Genomic DNA, 16,111 nt, shown 5'->3' on the forward strand with positions numbered 1-16,111 from the left:
AAGGCGCCTGTGTCATGCCTCGCCCAGATCCGAACTGATCCAGCGCTGCGGCCGCATCCGGATGACCAGCTGGTTCCCGTGGTTCTTCCAGGCGAAGTCGACGTACGCCTCGACCTTCCCCGGGGCGAGATAGCGGGCGGAGATCTCCACCAGCTGCTCCCTGGTGGCCGGGACCGTCTCGACGACCGGGCCCTCGACCGAGACGTAGCGGACCGTGGGTTCGACCCGGTCGACCATGAGGGAGAACCGCCCGGCGGCTTCGATCGCCGCCGCCTTGCGGGAGTCCCGGCCGGTCATGATCCAGATGTCGCCGCCCGGTTCGTACTGGTACCAGATCGGCACCGTGAGGGGCGCCCGGCCGTCCTCGCCGGCATCGACCGCGAGCGCGGCGACGAGCGGTTCTGCCAGGAACTTCTCACGGTCTTCACGGGTGAGCGCCACAGGTTACTCCTTCGTACGCTTCTCGGCCGCCGGGCCCGGCGGCTGCCCGCCCCGGCTCGTACCCCCGTGTCAACTGCCGTGCCGCCCTGGGATGTTCCCGGCGGGAACGCACAACGCCCCGGCCGGGCACGGAGGCCCGCCGGGGCGGTTGCGGAGGCGGGACGGCGGGTGGCGGCCCGCCGTCGCGCGTCAGGCCAGGGTCGACAGGGCCTGGTTGAGGGTCTTCGACGGGCGCATCACGGCCGCCGCCTTGGCGGCGTCGGGCCGGTAGTAGCCACCGATGTCGGCCGGCGAGCCCTGCACCGCGATCAGCTCGTCGACGATGGTCCGCTCCTGCTCGCCGAGCGTCTTGGCGAGAGCCGCGAACGCCTCCGCGAGCTGCGTGTCGTCGGTCTGCTTCGCCAGCTCCTGGGCCCAGTACAGGGCCAGGTAGAAGTGGCTGCCGCGGTTGTCGATGCCGCCCAGCTTGCGGCTCGGCGACTTGTCCTCGCCCAGGAAGGTGCCGGTCGCGCGGTCGAGCGTGTCGGCGAGGACCTGGGCGCGGGCGTTGCCCGTGGTCGTCGCGAGGTGCTCGAAGCTGACGGCCAGCGCGAGGAACTCGCCGAGGCTGTCCCAGCGCAGGTAGTTCTCCTTGACGAGCTGCTGGACGTGCTTCGGCGCGGAGCCGCCGGCACCCGTCTCGAACAGGCCGCCGCCGTTCATCAGCGGGACGACGGAGAGCATCTTGGCGCTGGTGCCGAGCTCCAGGATCGGGAACAGGTCCGTCAGGTAGTCGCGCAGCACATTGCCGGTGACGGAGATGGTGTCCTCGCCGCGGCGGATGCGCTCCAGGGAGAACGCGGTCGCCTCGACCGGCGGGAGGATCTTGATCTCCAGGCCCTCGGTGTCGTGCTCGGCCAGGTACGCCTTGACCTTCTCGATGAGCTGCGCGTCGTGCGCGCGGCCCTCGTCCAGCCAGAACACGGCCGGGACGCCGGTCGCGCGGGCGCGGGTGACGGCGAGCTTGACCCAGTCCTTGATGGGCGCGTCCTTGGTCTGGCACATGCGGAAGATGTCACCGGCGCTGACGACCTGCTCCAGCACGGCGTTGCCGGCGGCGTCGACGGCCCGCACGGTGCCGGTGACCGGGATCTCGAAGGTCTTGTCGTGGCTGCCGTACTCCTCGGCCTTCTGCGCCATCAGACCGACGTTCGGCACCGAGCCCATGGTCGACGGGTCGAAGGCGCCGTTGGCGCGGCAGTCGTCGATGACGACCTGGTACACACCCGCGTAGCTGCTGTCCGGCAGGACGGCGACGGTGTCGGCCTCCTGGCCGTCCGGACCCCACATGTGGCCGGAGGTGCGGATCATCGCCGGCATGGAGGCGTCGACGATGACGTCGCTCGGCACGTGCAGGTTGGTGATGCCGCGGTCGGAGTCGACCATCGCGAGGTCCGGGCCCTCGGCCAGCTCGGCGTCGAACGACGCCTTGATCTCGGCGCCCTCGGGGAGCGACTCGAGGCCCTTGTAGATGCCGCCGAGGCCGTCGTTCGGGGTGAGGCCGGCCTTGGCGAGGGACTCGCCGTACTTCGCGAAAGTCTTCGGGAAGAAGGCGCGTACGACGTGACCGAAGATGATCGGGTCGGAAACCTTCATCATCGTGGCCTTCAGGTGCACGGAGAACAGCACGCCCTCGGCCTTGGCACGGGCGACCTGCGCGGTGAGGAACTCGCGCAGGGCGGCCACCCGCATCACGGAGGCGTCGACGACCTCGCCGGCGAGGACCGGGACCGACTCGCGCAGCACCGTGGTGGAGCCGTCGTCGCCCTTCAGCTCGATGCGCAGCGAACCGGCCTCGCCGATCACCGCGGACTTCTCGGTCGAGCGGAAGTCGTCGGCGCCCATGGTCGCGACGTTCGTCTTCGAGTCGGCGGACCAGGCACCCATGCGGTGCGGGTGCGCCTTGGCGTAGTTCTTGACCGACGCGGGGGCGCGGCGGTCGGAGTTGCCCTCGCGCAGGACCGGGTTGACGGCGCTGCCCTTGACCTTGTCGTAACGGGCGCGGATGTCGCGCTCCTCGTCGGTCTTCGGGTCGTCCGGGTAGTCCGGCAGCGCGTAGCCCTGCTCCTGCAGCTCGGCGACGGCGGCCTTCAGCTGCGGGATCGAGGCCGAGATGTTGGGCAGCTTGATGATGTTGGCGGCCGGCGTCTTGGCCAGGGCGCCGAGCTCGGCGAGGGCGTCGCCGACGCGCTGTCCCTCTTCGAGGTACTCGGGGAACTGCGAGATGATCCGCCCCGCGAGCGAGATGTCACGGGTCTCCACGGTGACACCGGCCGTCGATGCGTACGCCTGGATCACAGGCAGGAACGAGTACGTCGCCAGGGCGGGCGCCTCGTCAGTGTGCGTGTAAATGATGGTCGAGTCAGTCACCGGGTGCTCCGCTCTCCACGTCTGCAACATTGCTCGACATCAAGATATCCCGTGATCGCTCCCCTCTCGACAGTGCCCTGCCCCGGGCCGTCCCCGGCGGCTCCCCGGGCCGCGATCGGGCGCGCCGCCAACGGCGGGGTTCCTGATAACCGGTGTGCGTGCCGTGCGGCCTCGCGTAGGCTCGCCGCCGGTTTGGAGGGGGCATGAGCATGGAGCACTTCCGGTCGGCGTTCATCGCCTGGGCGGCCGGCGGCCGCGGTGCCCCGGCGGCGGCAGCGGCCGCGCGGGAGCTCGCCCGGGGGGCCGGTCTGCGCCGGGTCCTGCTGGTCGAGGGCGGCAGCGACCGGGCCGCGGTGGAGGCGCTGGCTCCGCGCCTGGGCCGGGATCTCGGCTCGCAGGGCGTCTCCGTCGTGCCGATGGGCGGCGCGACGAACATCGGCCGATTCCTGGAGCTGGCCGGCCCGCAGGGTCTCGACGTCGAGGCGGCGGGCCTGTGCGACGCCGCAGAGGAGCCCTTCTTCCGGCGCGCCCTGGAGCGCGCGGGGCTCGGCCCCCACCCGGATCGTGAGGCGCTGGAACGCCGTGGCTTCCAGGTGTGTGTCGCGGATCTCGAGGACGAACTGATCCGGGCCCTGGGCACCGGCGCGGTGGAGCGGGCGCTCGCCGCGCAGGGCGATCTCCGCTCGTTCCGGACGTTCCAGAAGCAGCCCGCGCAGCGCGAGCGGACTATCGAGGCACAGCTGCGGCGATTTCTGGGCACCACCAGCGGCCGCAAGATCCACTATGGGCGGACTCTGGTGGAGGAGCTGGACCTCGCCGCGGTGCCGCAGCCGCTGCTGCGGCTGCTGGACGGCGCCGGCGCGGCCTCCGGGCCTTACGGGGCCGACCCGGCCGCGCGGGGCTGACCCGCGGGAGGGGTCAGCGGCGGACGGTCAGCGGCCCGCCAGGACGTCGCTGAAGTCCATGACGCGGCCCATCTCCCGCAGGGTCTCCTCGGCGGTCCGCCGGGCATCGGCGGGCACGTCGCCGCGCTCGTCCACCAGGTCCGCGTAGATCGGGGCGTCGGTACGGTCTGCGGAACTCATCTGGAACAGGGTCCTTTCACGGGGGTCGTCTCGTCTCCGCGCCCGACCGCGGCCGAGAGCAGGCACGAGTGTAAGAGGTGGCCCGCGGCCCCCTGTCGGCGGCCCTGGGTCCCGGGTCCGTTCCGTCTGCTCAGGGCTCGATCAGCCCGGCCCTGATGGCGTACCGGGTCAGCTCCAGACGGTCCCGCAGGCCCAGCCTGCGCAGCAGGTTCGCCCGGTGGCGCTGGACCGTCCGACCTGGCCCAGATCGGCCAGCTGGCGTGGACCGGCCGGGCAGCCGTTGTCCACACCACCACCAGCCCGGTGTTCGCCCGCGCGGCCGCCGAAACCTGGTTCCGCGCCCACGGCGCCGCGGTGTAGTTCACGATCGTGGTCTCACAGGCCTCGCCTTAGACCACCAAAGTCTTCAGCTCCGCCTGGTCGACGGACAAGCCCCATCGTGGCTTCGTGCCGACCCACTCGCCGACGTACCGGCAGTGCGGCAAGTAGCAGGAGGTGTTTGTGTGAAACGCCTCCCGAGGGAGCCGGTCGAGAACGCCGGCCCTGTGCAGTCCCCCCGTCCCTGACGGAGCGCTGCCCTTGCCGGTGTTTCCGCTGTCAGTTGAAGATGTCCAGGAGGTCCAGCAAGGAGCCTGCGTCGTCGGCGGGGCGGGGCCGCATCGGGCGGGGTTCCGGGTAGGTCTCCGCTGCGGCCCTCGCGCGGACAATGTCGGGCCCGCCGCACGCCGCGACCGCGAAGGCGCCGAAAACCTTGGCGAACGCGGCCGGGTCGCGGAACTCCACGCCGAACGCTCGGCCGTCCCGCAACGGCACCCACACCACCCGGTCGAACCGTATCCATTCCAGCACCGGCTGATCGTCCGCGGTTGACCGCCCCTCCAGCCACAGCCGCGCCACGTGCAGCAGGTTCACCTTGTCCATCGGCAGCCGCTTGCGCCGCACCCGCAGTTCACGCGCCGTCAGCTCGACGCGCTGGTCCTTCTTCGGGTACCAGACGACGCCGATCCCGAACGGCACCCACAGCAGGATCCCGATCACCGGCCAGACCAGAGCGTCGCCCCACGACCGGAGCAGCCCGCCGTCCAACAGATACAGGGCCCCGAAGACGAGAACCCACTTCGCCGTCATCCGCCAGAACCCAGTGCCCTGCCGGTACAGGACCCGCCGCTTCCCCGTATTCGCCATGCCCGCACGCTATCCGCCGCCCCGCAGCTCACGGTAGGCGCCCTTCGCCACCTCGGGGGGGGCGTCACCGATGCCACCCGTCGATACGCCTCGCCTTGCTCCGTAAGACCAGGAAGCTCGGTCAGCGAACGATCACACCAAGGAAACGACGTCTGAGTGAGCAGACCGTGACCATACAACCTCCCTACGGGCGGCGCGATCCCAGCCTCTGACTCTACTCACCCGCGGAATGAACTGCGCTATCCGTATGATTCCCTGACGGATATGCAAAGACCTGAGAAATTAGGATCATTCCACGGTATCTTCCGGTCAACCTCCCTGTGAAGAGGAGGCGACACGGCCACCGCAACGAATAGGGGAGCTATGCCTGACCGGACCGTTGAGCTCGATGACGACCTCGCGCAGCTGACCCACGCGGTCGACCGCATCGCCCGCAAGTACGAGGAGCGCATCTCTGAGGGCACCGGCCAACCGAGCACACTGAGAGCCACGAAGCCGGTCGTCACGCCCATCGACATCTGTGGCAGGGCCCAGGAGATCTTCCAGAAGAGGAAGAAGGCGTGGGAGGACGCCAATAAGCCAACCAGTGGCCCCGTGTTCGCCTCGTATGTGGCGGCATCGGCACTCGTTCAGATGTTCTGCGGTTGAGGCACGACTCCGCTGCCCCGGATGCTCCCTGACCATCGCGGTCACGCCGCGACGCACTATGCGCACCAACCTACGAGCGCGGTGCCCCGGTCAGCTGCGGCAGGCCGCGAACCGCAGCCCGAACCCGCCTCGTCAAAAGCAATCCCCGAGTCCCTGCTGCAGGAGGATCCGTCCTGACGAACTGAACGCCCCCACCGCTTCGGCGGTGGGGGCGTTCAGTTCTGCCTAGCCGTAATCGGCGAGGACGTCCTCGACCAGTTCGTCATCCGCCAACATTGTCGGGTCTCCGTTCCTACTTCAATTTGGAGGCACTCGTAACTGTTTGGCGCGAAATCATGGGCGGCGTGAAGACGCCGAGCACCTCGCGAACGTCGCCTCCGATCGCCACAGCGACAGGGAGATCCTTCCACCCGGAAACAACAGGATCGTCCGCCAAATCCTTCACAGCGGATGCCGAACTACTCAGCGCCTACCTTGATCACTACTTGTCACGCCCCCGACCTCGTCGAAGTCCGGGCCGTGGCGGCCCTCGACCCGCAAGACTGCTGGCACGCCGTGCAGCAACTTTGCGCTTTCGTCGACGAGACCGCTGAGGCCTTCGCCGGCCGCCGGGGCCACCGGACCGGATGTCGAGGGTGGCACCGATCAGCAGCGCCCTCTCCCGCATCCCGCGGATGTTCGCCCCCTCGCAGGCCAGGCCGATGCCGCGGCCGTCGTCGGTGACGCGTCGCCCGCTGCCCGGGACATGGGTCCCGAGGGCAACAGCCGAAGGAGGCAACATGACCGAGCCCGAGCCGCGCGCGCAGCCACCGTCGGCGGCGGAGAGCGCCCGACTGTGGAGATGGCGGCGCAGTCCGCTGCGCCGGCGGTCCGACCTGGTGCAGGCGTGAGTCGGTCTGGCGCTGACCTCGGCCGTAATGGCCGCGGTGCCCACGGCGATGGCGTGCGTGGGCAGCGCCGTGCGGGATTCCCTGGGGAGAGGGCGGCGCAGGAGGCACGTACCCCGCGAGCAGGTCACGGCCGTGCTGGTACACCCCGCCATCCCTAGCCGGGTTCCGAGGAGCCCGGCATTCGCTGTAGTCGGCCGAGGTGCGTTTCCCCGGCCCCGGCGGAGCGCCGCGCACCGGGAAGACCGGCGTGTCCCCGGGCCTGCCCGTCGGCAGCGCCGTCCGTGTGTGGCGCGACGACGAGGGACGGCTGACCAAGGCTCCGATGCGAGACGGCGTCCTTCGTGTGGCGGGCCGCCGCTGACGGCCCGTCGGCTCCCGGGCGCCCGGGTGCCGCGTCCTCCCCGACCGGGCGGACGCGATCGGGTGATCTTCCCGTCAGCCCGTGTCCCCCGTGGGACAAGGGGTTACGCGTGGCGACATGAACGTACCCACTCATGCTCTGCGTCTGCGTGCCGCCGTCCCCGGATGCCTCCTCGCCTGTTCGGCCCTGCTGCTCACCGCCTGTGGAACCGACAAGGGGACGGAGGTCAGCGCGGCAGCCGCGCAAACGGGCAGCCCGACGAGCACCGCGAGCCCCACGGGCTCACCCAGCCCGACGGACACCGCGACCAGCCTCACGGACGACCAGGCCGAGCGCCGGGCGCTGGTCCCGGCCGCCACGGTCACCTGGAACGACGCGGCCGACACGGCGGTCGGCGAGGTCTCCGGCAGCAAGCTGGTCGAGATCGAACTGACACGCTCGGAGAACGGTGCCACCAGCACCCCCTCGCCGAGTCCTTCACCGAGTCCTTCACCGAGCCCGGGCACCCCCGTGTGGGCCGCCGAGGTCGCCACCGAGGACGGCACCGTCCACATCGTCCATGTGGACGCCTCCTCCGGCGAGGTGCTGCGGTCCGAGCAGGAGACCGACCAGGACGCCGACGACAAGCGCCGGATCGCCGACCGCCTGGCCGAGGCCGAAGTCACGGCCCAGCAGGCGGTGACCACGGCGACCGGGAGGACGGACGGCACGGTCACCGCCGTCCAGCTCGACAACGACGACGCCGACAGGCTGATCTGGTCGGTCGACGTCGTCACCCAGGCGGACTGGAACAAGACGACCTTCGACATCGACGCCACCAACGGGGAGATCCTGCGCGAGCAGGTCGACCGCGACTGACGCGGTACGCCCGTACGCCCAGTACGCCGCTGCCCCCGGCCCATGGCCGGGGGCAGCGGCGTGCCCGGTCCGAGCGGGAGCTGCCGCGGCCACCGACGACGACCGTCCGGCAGGGAGTGCCGCCGGCTCTCCGAACGCCTCGGCGCGGGAGCCGGGACGGCGGTCTTCCACCGGTCGGCTCAGCAGAACTGCGCGTCTCCGCAGGCGTTCCTACGCTTGCCGAATGATCATCAGATTTATTGCACGGCTGGTCTGTTGCTGCGTGGCCGCCGTAGCCGCAGGTTCCTTCGGTCTTCTGCCGGCTTCCGCCGCTCCGCGGACCGACCCCACGCCCCGGCCCGGCTCCGTCGACACGTCGCCGCTGCAGCGCCCGGGGACGCACGTCGGGCCGCTCCACGGCGCACCCGAAGCCCCGGACGACGTCTCCGCCCTGTCGTGGCTGGTCGCCGACGCCGACACCGGTGACGTACTCGCCGCTCATGACGCGCACCGCCGGCTGCCGCCCGCCAGTACCATCAAGGCTCTCTTCGCCGTCACGGCACTGCCGCGCCTCGCGGACGCCCCGCCGCACACGGTCACCGAGGAGGAGCTCGAGACCGTGGGCGAGGGAAGCAGCCGGGTCGGCATCGCCGCCGGCCGCACCTACACGGTCGACGACCTGTGGCGCGGCGTCTTCCTCAGCTCCGGCAACGACGCCGTGCACGTACTGGCAGAGATGAACGGCGGCTGGACCGCCACGGCCGAACAGATGCAGGCCAAGGCCCGCGCGCTGGGCGCCTTCGACACCCACGTCGTCTCCCCGGACGGCTACGACGAACCGGGCCAGGTCTCCTCCGCGTTCGACCTGGCGGTGTTCGGGCGCGCGGGACTGGCGGACCCCCGGTTCGCGTCGTACGCGGCGACCGTCGACGCGCGGTTCCCCGGCGGCACCGAGGACGACGGCAGCCCCACCTGGACGTACGGCATCCAGAACACCAACCGGCTGCTGACGGGAGCGAACGGGGTGGAGAAGTACCCGGGGATCATCGGCGTCAAGAACGGCTACACCTCCCACGCCGGCAACACGCTGATCGCCGCCGCGCGCCGCGACGGCCGCACCCTTCTGGTGACGGTGATGAACCCTCAGCAGGGCGGTGGGTACTCGGTGTACGAAGAGGCGCGGTCGCTGCTGGACTGGGGTTTCGCTGCGGCGGGACGGGTCGAGCCCGTGGGCTCGCTAAAGCCCCCCGCCGTGGAGAAGGCCCCGGCGGCCGGCCCCGGGCCGGTCACACCGGCCGCCACACCGCCCGCCCGCGCCTCCGCCGCGTCCTCGGCGGAGGCCAGGACGGGAGCCGCGTACGCCTGGGTCGGCGCCTTCGTCGGCGCTGCCGTCCTGACGGCAGCCCTCGTCCTGCGACTGCGTCGCCGTGACGGTGCCCCAGGCCGGGTCTCCTGACGTGCCGGAGCTGCCGGACGTCGAGGGATTCCGGGAGGTTCTGGCCTCCTGCGCACAGGGCAGACGGATCGAGCGCGTCGAGGTGGGCGACACGGGCGTGCTGCACGGGGTGAGTGCGCAGCGGCTGCGCCGCGTTCTCGAAGGGCGCCGGTTCACGGAGCCGGAACGGCACGGGAAGTGGCTGCTCGCCCGCACGGACGGGCCGACCGTGCTGCTGCACTTCGGCATGACCGGAGAACTGCTCTGCTGCCACGCGACGGACCCGCCGCATCCGCACGACCGTGTGGTGTTCACCGTCGGCCGCGAGCAGCTCCGCTACCGCGACCAGCGCAAGCTGCAGGGATTGTGGCTCGCCGACGACGCCGGCGCGGACGTCGTCCGGATCCTGCACGACCAGGGGCCGGACGCGCTGTCGGTCGAGCGGGACGAGTTCGACACGCTGCTCTCCCGCCGGCACGGCCGTGTCAAGCCCGCCCTCACCGATCAGTCGGTCCTCGCCGGACTGGGCAATCTGCTGGCGGACGAGATCCTGTGGCGCGCCGGTGTGCATCCGATGCGCCGGTGCGACCGGTTGGACGACGACGAGCGCCGCCGTCTGCACACCGAGATGCGCCGCACCCTGCGCTCGTCGGTGCGTGCCGGGCGTGTTCCGCCGCGGAGGAGCTGGCTCACCGGCCGCCGTGACGACGAGGACCCGCGGTGCCCGCGCTGCGACGGGCCGCTGGACCGCAGGCGCGTCGGCGGGCGCGGCACCGTGTTCTGCCCGCGGTGCCAGCCCGAACGCGCGTGAGCACCGCCGCTTGTCGCCGGTGCCGATGCCGGTGCGGGTCAGTGTTGCAGTTGGCCGTCGACCTGCCGTGGAAGTCCGTGCGGGTTGTCGTCGCGGAGCTCCGCTGGGAGCAGTGCGTGGGGGGTGTTCTGGTAGGTGACGGGGCGTAGCCAGCGTTCGATGGCGGTGGTGCCGACGGAGGTGGAGGTGGAGGTGGTGGCGGGGTAGGGGCCGCCGTGGTGCTGGGCGGGGGCGACGGCGACGCCGGTGGGCCAGGCGTTGACGAGGATGCGTCCGGCGAGGGGGGTGAGGCGGGCGAGGAGGTCGGTGGCGTGGGGGGTGCCGTCGGTTTCCGTGGTGGACAGGTGGACGGTGGCGGTGAGGTTGCCGGGGAGGCGGTCGAGGACGGCGGTGACCTCGTCGTCGCCGTCGTAGCGGGCGACGACGGTGACGGGGCCGAAGCACTCCTCGAGGAGGAGGGTGTGCGGGCCGTCGCCCGCGAGGCGGGCGGCGGGCACGGTGAGGAAGCCGGGGGTGACGGTGTGCTCGGAGCCGGCGCCGGGGGCGACCGGGGCGTCGACGTCGGCCAGGGCCGTGCGCTCGGCGACACCCGCGACGAAGTTGTCCCGCATCCGGTGGTCGAGCAGCACACCGTCGCCGGTGCCGGCGACGGCGTCGGCCAGGGCCTTGACCAGGCGGTCGCCGTCGTCGCCCGACGGGGCCAGGACCAGGCCCGGCTTGACGCAGAACTGCCCCGTGCCCAGCGTCATCGACCCCGCCAGGCCCGTGCCGATCTCCTCGGCGCGTTCCGCGGCGGCCGCCTCGCTCACCACGACCGGGTTGAGGGAACCCAGCTCGCCGTGGAAGGGGATCGGCACCGGCCGGGCCGCCGCCGCGTCGAACAGGGCCCGCCCGCCGCGCACCGACCCGGTGAACCCGGCCGCCGCGACCAGCGGATGACGCACCAGCTCCACCCCCGCCTCGAAACCGTGCACCAGACCGATCACACTCTCCGCAACACCGTGCTCGGCGGCCGCCCGCCGCAGCACCGCCGCGACCCGCTCCGACGTCGCCGGATGATCCGGATGCGCCTTGACCACCACCGGACAGCCCGCCGCCAGCGCACTGGCCGTGTCCCCGCCCGGCACCGAGAACGCGAACGGGAAGTTCGACGCCGCATACACGGCCACCACCCCCAACGGCACCTTGTAACGACGCAGATCCGGCACCGGCGGAACCGCACCCCCATCGGGATGATCGATGATCACCCCCAGGAACGCCCCCTCCTCCACCACCCCCGCGAACGCCCGCAACTGGTAACACGTCCGCGCCAGCTCACCCGACAACCGCACCGGCCCCAACGCCGTCTCCGCATCCGCCACCGAGACAAGCCCGTCCCCAGCCTCCTCCAGCAACCGCGCAGCGGTACGGAGAAAACCGGCACGCACGGTCCGGTCGGCCAGCGAGGCACGGGCCCCGTCGGCGGCCCGTACCGCCGCGTCGACCTCGCGGGCACCGGCTTCGTCCGCGACCCGTTCGCGCTGCACTCCCGTGCGCGGGTCGATGCTCCATACAGGTGTTGCTGTCACTGCGTCGGCCTCCCGGATGACCAGCTGTTCGAGATTTCGTGCTGCGTCCCTTATTTCGAACCTCTCCAGGCTATGCTCCTCGAAGAAAGGCGGTCAAGGGCGCTCGCGCCCCATTGACATGCGACGACCTCCATCCTTACTGTCGCGGCAGAATTTCGAACATGTGTCGAGATATCGAACATGACAGGAGCAACTGCCTTGCGCATCACGGGAATCAGCACACATGTGATCGGAACCCCTTGGCGGAACCTCACCTACGTGCAGATCCACACCGACGAGGGGCTCACCGGCATCGGGGAGACCCGCATGCTGGGCCACACCGACGCCCTCATCGGTTATCTGCGCGAGGCGGAGGCGAACCACATCGCGGGCTCCGACCCGTTCGCCGTCGAGGACCTGGTGCGCCGCATGAAGTACGGCGACTACGGCCGGGCCGGCGAGATCGTCATGTCGGGCATCGCCTGCGTGGAGATGGCCTGCTGGGACATCAAGGGCAAGGCCCTCGGAGTGCCGGTCTGGCAGCTGCTCGGCGGCAAGGTCCACGACCGGGTCAAGGCGTACGCGAACGGCTGGTACACCACCGAGCGGACCCCGGAGGCGTACCACAAGGCCGCCCGCGCGGTGATGGAGCGCGGCTACCGGGCCCTGAAGATCGACCCGTTCGGCACGGGCCACTACGAGCTGTCGCACGAGGAGACGCTGTACTCGGTGTCGCTGATCGAGGCGGTCCGGGACGCGATCGGCCCCGATGCCGAGCTGATGCTGGAGATGCACGGCCGCTTCTCCCCGTCCACCGCCGTGCGGCTGGCGGGCGAGCTCGCCCCGTACCGGCCGGCCTGGCTCGAGGAGCCCGTGCCGCCGGAGAATCTCAAGGCGCTCACGAAGGTTGCCGGGAAGGTCGACATGCCGATCGCCACCGGCGAACGCATCCACGACCGCATCGAGTTCCGTGAGCTGTTCGAGTCGCAGGCGGCCGACATCCTCCAGCCGGACGTCGGCCACATCGGCGGCATCCTGGAGACCCGCAAGCTCGCCGCCACGGCCGAGACCCACTACATGCTCGTGGCACCGCACAACGTCGGCGGACCCGTTCTGACGGCCGCGTCGCTCCAGGTCGGCTTCTCCACGCCGAACTTCAAGATCCTCGAGCACTTCAACGACTTCGCCGACGCCGAGATCAAGAAGGTCGTCAAGGGGGCGCCGCAGGTCGTGGACGGCTACTTCGAGCTGTCCCACGCACCGGGGCTCGGGGTCGAGCTGGACACCGACGCCGCGGCGGAATTCCCGCAGCAGCAGGCCAGGTTCGACCTGTGGGCCGAGGGCTGGGAGAAGCGCGACCCGACGGGGAAGCAGGCATGACCGCCGGCGGGGCGGACCACCCGTCCCGGGAGATCGTCCTCGACGGTCCCGGCCGGTTCCGGCAGGCGCGGCACACCCCGCGCCCGCCGGGCCCCGGCGAGGCACAGGTCCGTGTCGCGGCGGTCGGCATCTGCGGCAGTGACCGGGAGGTGTTCCAGGGCACCCGGCCGGAGGGCTACGTCCGCTACCCCGTCGTACCGGGACACGAGTGGTCGGGCACCGTGGCGGCCGTCGGTGACGGTGTACCCGGCTCCCTCGTCGGCCGGAAGGTCGTTGGCGAGGGCTTCCGCAACTGCCAGGTCTGCGACCGCTGCCACGCGGGCGAGACCACACTGTGCGGCGCCGGTTACGAGGAGACCGGGTTCACCCGGCCCGGGGCGATGGCCTCGACCCTCACCCTCCCGGCCCGGCTGCTGCACCTGCTGCCGGACGACGCCGATCCGGCGGCCGCCGCCCTGCTCGAGCCGGCGGCGTGTGTCGCCGCCGCGGCGCTCAAGGCGGACGTCCGCCCCGGTGAGCGCGTGGCCGTCGTGGGCACCGGCACGCTGGGCATGCTCGCCGCGCAGCTCCTCCACGCCTGCTCCCCCGCCGAGTTGCTGATGGTGGGCACCCGGCCCGACCGGGCCGAAACGGCCCGGTCCTTCGGAGCGACGGACTACCGCACGGTGGAAGAAGAGCCTCTGCCGGGCGGGGTCGACGTCGTCGTCGAGGCCGCCGGGTCGGCGTCGGCCGCCCGGGCTTCGGCCGCGCTGCTGCGGCGCGGCGGCCGGCTGGTGCTCACCGGTATTCCCGCGCCCGGCGCCGTCGGGCTGGACCCGACCGATCTCGTGGTGCGCCAGCTGGAGGTGCGGACCGTTTTCGGCGCGCCGCCGGCCGCCTGGGCCCACGCCGTGCGCGCCTTCGCCGCCGGGCTGCTCACCCCACTGCCGCTGGTCACCCATGAGCTGACGCTCGACGAGTTCGAGCACGCCATGGACCTGGTGGGCTCCGGCGACCCCGCGGTCGGCAAGGTGCTGCTGCGCCCCTGAGGACACCCACATGAGGGCCGGGCGGCGATCTGCGCCGCACCGGCCCGCATGCACGACTACGAACTCGAACGACATTCGGTATTTCGAACAGACCGACACCCCTCATCAGTCAGCCGGAGGAGATCCATGTCCCCGTCCTCACCCCCGCGCCGCCCCGGCGAGCCCGCCATGACCGCTCTCGGCTTCGGCGGCGCGACCCTCGACCCCGCCGACGCCTCCCCGCACACCTTTCCCGACGGCGGCCGCTGGCGGGTGGAGATCCCGTCCGTCGAGGGACCGGAGGCGCTGGCCGCCGTGCTCAAGGAATCGACCCGGCTCGACCTTCCCGTGCACCGCATCAGCCAGGGCAGCGGCGTCTGGATGCTCAGCGACGACGAGATCACCGAGATGGTGGAGGCGACGGCCGAACGGGACATCGAGCTCTGCCTGTTCACCGGCCCGCGCGGCACCTGGGACATCGGGGCCTCCGCCCGTACCGACTCCCGCGGCGGCGGTCTGCGTGCCCGTGGGCACGACGCGGTCGCCGGCTGTGTGGAGGACGCCCTGCGCGCCACGGAACTCGGCGTCCGCTGCCTGCTGGTGGCCGACGAGGGGGTGCTGTGGACACTGCACCGGGCCCGGGTCCGGGGTCTGCTGCCCGCTGACACCACCCTGAAGGTCTCGGCGCTCATCGGCCCGGTCAACCCGGCGGCGTACGCCGTGTACGAGCGCCTCGGCGCCGATTCCCTCAACGTGCCCAGCGATCTGACGCCCGCCCACCTCACCGAGATCCGCCGGATCAGCCGTGCCCCGATGGACATGTACGTGGAGGCACCGGACGACCTCGGCGGCTACGTCCGGATGTACGAGATCGCCGAGCTGATCCGGCGCGGCGCTCCCCTCTACCTCAAGTTCGGGCTCGCCAAGGCCCCGTCCCTCTATCCGTCGGGCCTGCATCTGCGGGAGACCGTCCTGAGCACGGCCCGTGAGCGGGTACGCCGGGGCAGGCTGGCGCTCGACCTGCTGGCCCGGCACGGGGCCGGCGACCTGATGTCGCCGCTCGGTACGCGGCTGCCGGGCGAGCTGCACCGCTTCGGGGACGCCGGCGTCTGACACCACACACGGAAGGGCCGGGGCGCACCGTTTCACCGGATGCGCCCCGGCCCTTCCGTGTGCGTGGCCGGTGGCTACTGGCCGGCGAGGCCCGTGTGCGCGATACCGCGCACGATCTGCCGCTGGAAGAGCATGAACACGATCAGCAGCGGCAGTCCGGCGATCACCAGGGACGCCATGATCTGCGCGTACCGGACACCGAACGACGACTGGACGTTGACCAGACCGACGGGCAGCGTCATACCGGCGGGGTCCGTGGTCACCAGGAACGGCCACAGGAAGTTGTTCCAGGTGGAGATGAAGGTGAAGATCGCGACGGCGGCGAGTACCGGCCGGGACAGCGGCATCACGATCGTCCAGAAGACCCGCCAGCGCCCGGCGCCGTCGACGAAGGCCGCTTCCTCCAGCTCGCGCGGCACCCCTTCGAAGAACTTCACCAGGATGAAGACCATGGCCGGGACGGCGACCTGAGGCAGGATCACGCCCCAGTAGGTGTCGACCAGACCGAGCTGCACCATCTCGGTGAACAGCGGCGCGATCAGCACCTGCGGCGGAACCATGATGCCCGCGAGGACCAGCCCGTAGAGCACCTTGCGGCCGCGGAAGTCGGTGCGGGTGAAGCCGTAGGCGGCCATCGCGCACGTCAGCACGGTCAGCGCGGTCGTCATGAGGGAGATGAACGCGGAGTTCATCATCCAGCGCGTCAGATCGCCGGACTCCCACACCTTGGTGTACGCGTCGAGCGTGATGCGGGAGCCGATCCACTGGAGCGGGGTGCTCGTCGTCTCGGCCTCGGGCTTCAGCGAGGTCGCGACGGCCCACGCGAGCGGGACGAGCCAGGCGGCGGCGAGGACCAGGGCGACCACCAGCAGGGCGATCCGGCCCCCGGTCCAGCGCACTCTGCGGCCGCCGGTCTCGGCGGCGGCGGTCCGGCGCGCGGAGGCGATCTTGACGGAGACGGA

The 16,111-nt window shown here is 71.2% G+C and carries 14 protein-coding genes and 1 pseudogene; 8 read left to right on the forward strand and 7 right to left on the reverse strand.

Annotated features, from left to right (window positions below; genetic code table 11):
• Nucleotides 1-12: 12 nt before the first annotated feature.
• On the reverse strand, nt 13-441 hold the full coding sequence (locus OGH68_RS02865; protein WP_264241727.1) for a pyridoxamine 5'-phosphate oxidase family protein: 429 nt from the start codon (nt 439-441) through the stop codon (nt 13-15).
• Nucleotides 442-630: 189 nt separating this feature from the next.
• Nucleotides 631-2,850, reverse strand: a complete 2,220-nt coding sequence (locus OGH68_RS02870) for an NADP-dependent isocitrate dehydrogenase (protein WP_264241728.1) — start codon at nt 2,848-2,850, stop codon at nt 631-633.
• 203 nt (nt 2,851-3,053) lie between these two features.
• Between OGH68_RS02870 and OGH68_RS02875 the strand changes: the two genes are divergently transcribed.
• On the forward strand, nt 3,054-3,755 hold the full coding sequence (locus OGH68_RS02875; RefSeq protein WP_413470925.1) for a TOPRIM nucleotidyl transferase/hydrolase domain-containing protein: 702 nt from the start codon (nt 3,054-3,056) through the stop codon (nt 3,753-3,755).
• 27 nt (nt 3,756-3,782) lie between these two features.
• On the opposite strand, the gene OGH68_RS02880 is transcribed toward OGH68_RS02875, so the two are convergent.
• The 3 genes and pseudogenes from OGH68_RS02880 to OGH68_RS02890 form a co-directional block, all read right to left on the reverse strand.
• Entirely contained in the window at nt 3,783-3,935 is a 153-nt protein-coding gene (locus tag OGH68_RS02880) for a hypothetical protein (RefSeq protein ID WP_264241729.1), read from the reverse strand.
• Nucleotides 3,936-4,065: 130 nt separating this feature from the next.
• Nucleotides 4,066-4,170: pseudogene (locus OGH68_RS02885) on the reverse strand (DNA-binding response regulator); the annotation flags it as partial.
• Between the two features lie 362 nt (nt 4,171-4,532).
• Complete coding sequence (locus OGH68_RS02890) at nt 4,533-5,120, reverse strand: hypothetical protein (protein WP_264241730.1); 588 nt, start codon at nt 5,118-5,120, stop codon at nt 4,533-4,535.
• A gap of 363 nt (nt 5,121-5,483) precedes the next feature.
• Between OGH68_RS02890 and OGH68_RS02895 the strand changes: the two genes are divergently transcribed.
• The 4 genes from OGH68_RS02895 (at nt 5,484) to OGH68_RS02915 (ending at nt 10,102) form a co-directional block, all read left to right on the forward strand.
• Nucleotides 5,484-5,768, forward strand: coding sequence for a hypothetical protein (locus OGH68_RS02895; protein WP_264241731.1), 285 nt, complete (start codon nt 5,484-5,486; stop codon nt 5,766-5,768).
• 1,368 nt (nt 5,769-7,136) lie between these two features.
• Nucleotides 7,137-7,877, forward strand: coding sequence for a PepSY domain-containing protein (locus OGH68_RS02905; RefSeq protein ID WP_264241732.1), 741 nt, complete (start codon nt 7,137-7,139; stop codon nt 7,875-7,877).
• A 223-nt stretch (nt 7,878-8,100) separates the two neighbouring features.
• Nucleotides 8,101-9,312, forward strand: a complete 1,212-nt coding sequence (locus OGH68_RS02910; RefSeq protein WP_264241733.1) for a D-alanyl-D-alanine carboxypeptidase family protein — start codon at nt 8,101-8,103, stop codon at nt 9,310-9,312.
• A gap of 1 nt (nt 9,313) precedes the next feature.
• On the forward strand, nt 9,314-10,102 hold the full coding sequence (locus tag OGH68_RS02915; protein WP_264249867.1) for an Fpg/Nei family DNA glycosylase: 789 nt from the start codon (nt 9,314-9,316) through the stop codon (nt 10,100-10,102).
• Between the two features lie 38 nt (nt 10,103-10,140).
• On the opposite strand, the gene OGH68_RS02920 is transcribed toward OGH68_RS02915, so the two are convergent.
• The gene (locus OGH68_RS02920; RefSeq protein ID WP_264241734.1) at nt 10,141-11,670 is read right to left on the reverse strand and encodes an aldehyde dehydrogenase (NADP(+)); all 1,530 of its coding nucleotides are present in this window, start codon (nt 11,668-11,670) and stop codon (nt 10,141-10,143) included.
• Between the two features lie 198 nt (nt 11,671-11,868).
• On the opposite strand from OGH68_RS02920, the gene OGH68_RS02925 reads away from it, so the two are divergent.
• The 3 genes from OGH68_RS02925 to OGH68_RS02935 all read left to right on the forward strand — a co-directional run bounded on the left by OGH68_RS02925 (nt 11,869) and on the right by OGH68_RS02935 (nt 15,149).
• A complete protein-coding gene (locus tag OGH68_RS02925) occupies nt 11,869-13,029 on the forward strand; it encodes a mandelate racemase/muconate lactonizing enzyme family protein (protein WP_264241735.1) in 1,161 nt (386 codons plus the stop codon).
• Complete coding sequence (locus OGH68_RS02930; protein WP_264241736.1) at nt 13,026-14,057, forward strand: zinc-dependent alcohol dehydrogenase; 1,032 nt, start codon at nt 13,026-13,028, stop codon at nt 14,055-14,057. Before OGH68_RS02925 ends, OGH68_RS02930 begins: the two co-directional genes overlap by 4 nt.
• Before the next feature lie 126 nt (nt 14,058-14,183).
• The gene (locus OGH68_RS02935) at nt 14,184-15,149 is read left to right on the forward strand and encodes a hypothetical protein (RefSeq protein ID WP_264241737.1); all 966 of its coding nucleotides are present in this window, start codon (nt 14,184-14,186) and stop codon (nt 15,147-15,149) included.
• Nucleotides 15,150-15,223: 74 nt separating this feature from the next.
• Here OGH68_RS02935 and OGH68_RS02940 read toward each other — a convergent pair whose 3' ends face one another.
• Nucleotides 15,224-16,096: a carbohydrate ABC transporter permease gene (locus OGH68_RS02940; protein WP_264249869.1), complete on the reverse strand. Its 873-nt coding sequence runs from the start codon at nt 16,094-16,096 to the stop codon at nt 15,224-15,226.
• Nucleotides 16,097-16,111 lie beyond the last annotated feature (15 nt).

The organism is Streptomyces peucetius (assembly GCF_025854275.1).
GTDB classification, from domain to species: Bacteria; Actinomycetota; Actinomycetes; order Streptomycetales; family Streptomycetaceae; genus Streptomyces; species Streptomyces peucetius_A.

Bases quoted from the DNA above. Each gene is read 5' to 3' on its own strand.
- OGH68_RS02875 (WP_413470925.1), top strand. From the start codon at position 3,054: ATGAGCATGGAGCACTTCCGGTCGGCGTTCATCGCCTGGGCGGCCGGC.
- OGH68_RS02880 (WP_264241729.1), bottom strand. From the start codon at position 3,935: ATGAGTTCCGCAGACCGTACCGACGCCCCGATCTACGCGGACCTGGTG.
- OGH68_RS02890 (WP_264241730.1), bottom strand. From the start codon at position 5,120: ATGGCGAATACGGGGAAGCGGCGGGTCCTGTACCGGCAGGGCACTGGG.
- OGH68_RS02895 (WP_264241731.1), top strand. From the start codon at position 5,484: ATGCCTGACCGGACCGTTGAGCTCGATGACGACCTCGCGCAGCTGACC.
- OGH68_RS02905 (WP_264241732.1), top strand. From the start codon at position 7,137: ATGAACGTACCCACTCATGCTCTGCGTCTGCGTGCCGCCGTCCCCGGA.
- OGH68_RS02910 (WP_264241733.1), top strand. From the start codon at position 8,101: ATGATCATCAGATTTATTGCACGGCTGGTCTGTTGCTGCGTGGCCGCC.
- OGH68_RS02930 (WP_264241736.1), top strand. From the start codon at position 13,026: ATGACCGCCGGCGGGGCGGACCACCCGTCCCGGGAGATCGTCCTCGAC.
- OGH68_RS02935 (WP_264241737.1), top strand. From the start codon at position 14,184: ATGTCCCCGTCCTCACCCCCGCGCCGCCCCGGCGAGCCCGCCATGACC.